The following is a 5,623-nucleotide window of genomic DNA, read 5'->3' on the forward strand; positions in this document are numbered from 1 at the left end:
TCTTATTAGATGGGGAGTTTGAACTCCCGGTGTCTTGCGCCTTGTTAAGAAACGAATCTCCCAACTGAGCTACACACCCGTCATAATTTAACATCCTATTAGATGGAGAGTTTGAACTCCCGATGTCTTGCGCCTTGTTAAGAAACGAATCTCCCAACTGAGCTACACACCCAACTATAAGCTAACTTGCTAACCTATTACTCACTGCTTAAATAAGTAATGGCGGAATGGACGGGACTCGAACCCGCGACCCCCTGCGTGACAGGCAGGTATTCTAACCAACTGAACTACCACTCCAGAAAATCATTACTTATCTGCTAGTCTATATAAACACCTAGACAGGAAAGCCAGACAACAAATGATAACGACGCGCATTGTAAGTGAAAACCACGTTAAATCAACACTTTAATTTAAAAATCGATAAATATTTTATTCCAACACAGAAAAAGCCTGCACCAGCTCAAAGATGGCACAGGCTTCTTACGGTCTAGATGACAGAGTAACTATGCAGTCGCTTTACCAGACATAGCTATATCTACTGCGCTACGACCCATAGTTTGCTCACCTACATATCTAGGGTCAAAGGCAGGACGCGTGAAAATCTCTCTTAACAAGGGTTCGAAGTGCTCCAGTGGCTTAGTGGGATAATCTGGGTCAAATGACGCTTGATCCCAACGCTCACAAAAATCCACGCATACCTGATACCAAGGGTGGTCTTTTAAATATTCACGCTCATTAGGATCGCCACCCAAATGATGGATATAATAAAAGTTCTGGAATAATCCATGCTGGTTAATCACCCACGTCACTTCAGGACGAACATATGGACGCAAAATAGAGGCCGCGTATTGCGAATGATTGTGTGGCGCCAAATCATCACCTAAGTCATGTAGCAATGCAGCAACAATCATTTCTTTATCTGCACCATCGGCCTCAGCACGAGTTGCTGATTGAAGAGAATGCTCAAGTCGAGTCACTTGATATCCAGACAAGGTGTTTTCTAGATTACGTAACGCCGCTAACAAACGGTCTGGTAAACCTTTTGCGTAATTTTCCTCATGCTCAGTAAGGAATTCATACTCTTCTTTTGTGCCATCTTTCATTTGGCAAAATTGGACTGCTTGCATCTTATTAAGCTCCTTTCTGAGCGAGTTTGGTCTGGCGTTTGATCGCTTTGTAACGTCCTTTAGGGGCATCTAAATCGATATAAGCCCCCTCTAAATGGCGCAACCCTTCTGTCGCATCAAACCCCGTTCGACCATGCAACACACGGGTATTATGGAACATTTGCAATTGCCCAGGCTCCAGCCTGAAACGCCACTCGAATTCAGGCGCCCCTAACAAAGCACCTAAACGCTTACGCGCACGATGGAACTTAACCAGCTGATCATTTTCCAACAAAGGCAAATAATCAAGACGAGGACTGTATGCAATCCCAGTGACCTTGCCAGTGTGATCAGACTCTATCATGGTACGACGTTCAATTAGCTCAACATCATTATCCACATGTCGATAACGCACTGGAACATCACTCAATAACTGATAGCCTTCTGGGTCTTCTGCTTTTAACTGCTTCAGTACAGATAGGCTGTCAACTAAAGTGGATAGGCCACCGGATGTTTCATTTTGAATGCAATGTAATAGCTGAATACCTGGCATTGGGTCACGATATGGGTTATCGGTATGTGGTCCAAGAGGCACAGGCTGCCCAGAAAGGTCGTTATAATCTGGTCGTGTATAGACCTCGAAACTATTACCGAAATTTGTTTCTCGTACATGCCCAAAGCGATTGGCTACTTTTAATACTGAACCCGATTCCCTTGGCACATCATCGACTATCAATACGCCATAGGTTAAAAACTTCTCAACCCCTGCCATAAAGCCTTCGTCACTAAAAATCTCATCAAACTTCACATGAAATTTAGAGGTATCAAACCCAGCTTTCCAAGAGACTGGTGTTGGCGCACCATCATATATATCAAAATCGGCATAAAACTCAGTGAAATCGTAGCTACCCTCGTAACCATCGCTGAAAGTTAAACCGTATTTTAACTCCCCCTGCTTCTCCACTTTAACCAAAGAAACATCATTTTCTAGTTGGTGTGGGTCAAACAAACGTTGCTGAGTCACTTGATCTAATTGCACCGCATCTTGGCAGCGTTCACGTAACCACAGTGCAGGCAGTGACAATTCTTGCCCCTGAAAATGAGCGATAATCGAGGCACTATCCTCGTCTACGGTAAATTCTACATGTTGCATTTTTCTCTCCTTGCTGCTTGCCGAGGAGTATCAATTATTCTAAGCTGCGAAAACAGAGCCAAACCCTAATACAGAAGATGCAAATTACTAATGATGAAAGAAATAGATTTACCTACCACAAGCAGCCTTGTGGCTTTTGAAGCAACAGTACGTTTAGGCTCTATGACTGCCGCTGCACAAGAATTAAACATAACACAACCGCTTGTTTCTCAAAGAATTAGATCATTAGAAGACGTATTAGGTGGCGTGCTTATTAACCGCTCTAAAAAACCATTAAAAGCCACCAGAGCCGGCCAACACTTTTACAACAACATTCAAGGTAGCATGCAAAATTTGCTACATGCTTTCGCTAGTGCAAAACACGACCTGAATGACAATAAAAAGAAGATTTCCATTTGCGCGTATTTTGGTTTTGCTTTTCACTGGATCATGCCTCGCCTGCAACGATTGCAAGAGGCCTTTCCTGACTACTTATTTGAAATCCAACCGACCAATAGCTTAGATGACATGACTCAGTCCAACGCCGACATTGTCTTTCATTTTTCCTCTAAAGTTGGCAAGCATCGCTTTGAAAAGTCTTTTATAAAGGAGCAAGTGTTTCCTGTCTGCTCTCCTGAATTCGCAGCACGCTACAAGCTCACAGATCATGACGAAATTACAAACTTACGAAACTTACCCCTACTACACAAAGACCAAGATGACCCACGCTGGTTTAACTGGCACAACTGGGCTGAACTCTTAGGGATACAATATTCCGATTTACCGGTCATGTTTTGCTATAACAACTACCCTCTTGTGGTGGAATCAGCCGTCAACGGCCATGGTATTTGTCTTGGCTGGCAAGGCATCATTGATAACTTTATCGCCGATGGCAAACTGATTAAACTTGGCCCAGTTCTGACCTCCACAACACGAGGTTATCTTATCTGCTCGGACTACCAAGACACCCTGTCTGTGGGCAAGGTTATAGAATGGTTTCTCAAGGAAGTGGAATAAGTTGATTTCGCGCCTTTTGTTTGTTTTGATTTTAAGATTCAGCACCTTTATCACAACGGGCTCTCTACCTTTCAAGTAGAATTGTCAGATCAAATCGAGACTGATACAGCTTATATTTTAAATGCCACTTTCAATGGGCAACTAGTGAATCTCGACTTTTAGTGACTGCGGTTCTCATTTTAGCGTAGCGGTATGTTTCGTAAGTGCGTTTCAATTGCTTCAATCATCCATTTGGTAAGCGGTAAATGCGCTTTTTCTTTCGCCCATACCTCATAAAAACCTGCTACGGTTTGCCTGGCAGTATCTAAGACCAATTTTTCTGGTAGCATCGCTTTAGCCGCTAAGTGCGATAATTCATCCAGCGTGAAATCACTGAATTTTTTGCTACGACTCACCTTCAGCGACGCACTATCATCCGCGATATAAGGGATGGTTGAGACAAAATCATAAGCGGGCGCTATGGATGCGGTGCGCTTGTCTTTGTAAATCACAGACCAATTCTTCAAATGCATATCGGCATTACCAATTAGGGTATTGAACACCAACCTGCGAGTAAATTCTGCGATGTCCTCGTCCTGCCCTTCAATGCCGATAACCTGAGCAATATTACGCATACTGGCTTTTTTATATTTATCTTGAGGATAAACACCAAACACTTGCGCAAAATCTTCAATGTGTACTGCTTGATTATCTTCACGGTCAAAGCGCTTGATCACAAAGGCCCGAGCATTTTTAAATGAGTTACCAAACTGTCCAACCCCTTGTGGAACATTAGCAATCTGGCTAATGGGAAGTAACTGAGTCTCTGGTACATTCATCCCCAACATTCGGGCCAGTTCCATCATCGAATATTCATTCTCTGGCACAGCGTCAAATCGAGACGACGGCAATTTCACAATCCAAGAGCCACCTTCGCCGGTCGCTGGGATCGTCAAACCACCATTTGACTGTTGTACAGCTGAAAACTTCAACTGCACACCCGCCAATGAAAAGCGCATTGGAGTATCTATTTTCGTTTCATCGTCAATATCTTGATGCACATTAGGCGGCAGAGCTTCACCATCGGCCGGTTTAACCGTGATCGCGCCTGCTAAATCCTGCCCTAACACCCACAATAGAAAAAATTCCCGCGCTGGATTTACACCAGCACGCTCGGCCAGGTAATTACGCATCGCTTCTTCTGGCAAAAGGTTGGAGAAAAACGGCGTTAACTGGGTCTGGGTAGGTTTAAAGTTGGTCAGCAGACTACCTAACGAATCTTTAAAGCCAAGCCCTAAAACAGGCCGCGATTCATCATTAATGTACGAATCCATAAAGGCAAAAAGCGTTCTGTCATTGCCCACGTTGGTGATCGTTGCAATGGGTTTGCCATAGAGCAAAACGTTTAACGTAGAAACATTATTTGCGTGGTGGCTAGGCATCATCATCTCCATCTAACTGGTATGCAGGCGACATTTGCTCAGCTTCATCGTTGATGCCGTTAATGCTAAGACCGTTATTATGAATACCTTGGCTATTTCGAATGATCGACTTGATAGCAGGCACGGACTTTTTAGGTGCAACAAATAGCTCTAAGTCGAGTACACGGGCAAGTGCAATCAAACTAGACATTCTTAAATCAACGCCACCAGACTCAATTTTCGAAATATGACTTTGCGGCACACCCGAACGCGCACTGAGCTCTCGCTGGCTAAAACCTTTACGTACTCGAGCTTCCCGAAGGCTTTCTAGTATCTGCTCTGTTACATAGCTCATTTGATATGCCTTAATGAATCATATGATAGATTATATACATAAAAACATATCACTAGCGTTTAAAGCAAACAGACTTGATCTATTATTACACATCACAAATCATATTTTGATATGTAATAATAGATATGTGGACTTCCCAGACTTTGTTAGAAAGTGGTTATTTCTAAAAAATATTTTTACCTCGCAATTCTGCATCTAGAAAATATAAGTAAAAAAGTAAAAAAGTCATTGTGCTTTCATCGAGTAAACTGAACTCTTTCTGTGACATTAGCTAGACTCTAGTCTTTGCTGCAACGTTGGTAGGAACAAGTTGCGACTAAGCTTCAACTCATTCAAATAAGTTTGAAGTTATGCAGATAAAGAAAAATACAATTTAGATAGACAGGAAACAGATGCGGTCAATGATTAGCCACATGGAAATTTTTTAAAAATAGCAGGAAAGATAAGATTTATAAAATGATATAAATTACGAGAAGGTGTATAAATGAGGATTTTGAAATGATAGAACGAAGAATAAATGGTGGGTGTGGAGAGGTTCGAACTCCCGACATTCGCCTTGTAAGGGCGACGCTCTCCCAACTGAGCTACACACCCGTCATAATTTAACATCTTA

The 5,623-nt window shown here is 42.6% G+C and carries 5 protein-coding genes and 2 tRNA genes; 1 reads left to right on the plus strand and 6 read right to left on the minus strand.

The annotated features are described in order from the left end of the window. Positions 1–220 precede the first annotated feature (220 nt). From DFP81_RS17905 to DFP81_RS17915, 3 genes are all read right to left on the minus strand, one after another. Positions 221–297: transfer RNA gene (locus DFP81_RS17905), tRNA-Asp, on the minus strand. Positions 298–503: 206 nt separating this feature from the next. Further along, positions 504–1,127 carry an HD domain-containing protein gene (locus DFP81_RS17910; protein WP_115899252.1) on the minus strand — a complete coding sequence of 208 codons (624 nt, stop codon included), beginning with the start codon at positions 1,125–1,127 and terminating at the stop codon, positions 504–506. Between the two features lie 4 nt (positions 1,128–1,131). Continuing rightward, positions 1,132–2,259 (minus strand): TauD/TfdA family dioxygenase, encoded by a 1,128-nt coding sequence (locus DFP81_RS17915; RefSeq protein WP_115899253.1) that lies wholly within the window; start codon positions 2,257–2,259, stop codon positions 1,132–1,134. Between the two features lie 90 nt (positions 2,260–2,349). Here DFP81_RS17915 and DFP81_RS17920 point away from each other — a divergent pair, with 90 nt between their 5' ends. Next, complete coding sequence (locus DFP81_RS17920; protein ID WP_220343041.1) at positions 2,350–3,255, plus strand: LysR family transcriptional regulator; 906 nt, start codon at positions 2,350–2,352, stop codon at positions 3,253–3,255. A gap of 179 nt (positions 3,256–3,434) precedes the next feature. On the opposite strand, the gene DFP81_RS17925 is transcribed toward DFP81_RS17920, so the two are convergent. The 3 genes from DFP81_RS17925 to DFP81_RS17935 form a co-directional block, all read right to left on the minus strand. Further along, complete coding sequence (locus DFP81_RS17925; protein ID WP_115899254.1) at positions 3,435–4,676, minus strand: type II toxin-antitoxin system HipA family toxin; 1,242 nt, start codon at positions 4,674–4,676, stop codon at positions 3,435–3,437. After that, a complete protein-coding gene (locus DFP81_RS17930; protein WP_115899255.1) occupies positions 4,669–5,010 on the minus strand; it encodes a helix-turn-helix domain-containing protein in 342 nt (113 codons plus the stop codon). The genes DFP81_RS17925 and DFP81_RS17930 overlap by 8 nt, the downstream gene beginning before the upstream one ends. Positions 5,011–5,528: 518 nt before the next feature. Next, positions 5,529–5,604 (minus strand) — tRNA-Val (locus DFP81_RS17935). Positions 5,605–5,623: the final 19 nt, after the last annotated feature.

The sequence above is a fragment of the Marinomonas pollencensis genome, assembly GCF_003387375.1.
Taxonomy (GTDB): domain Bacteria; phylum Pseudomonadota; class Gammaproteobacteria; order Pseudomonadales; family Marinomonadaceae; genus Marinomonas; species Marinomonas pollencensis.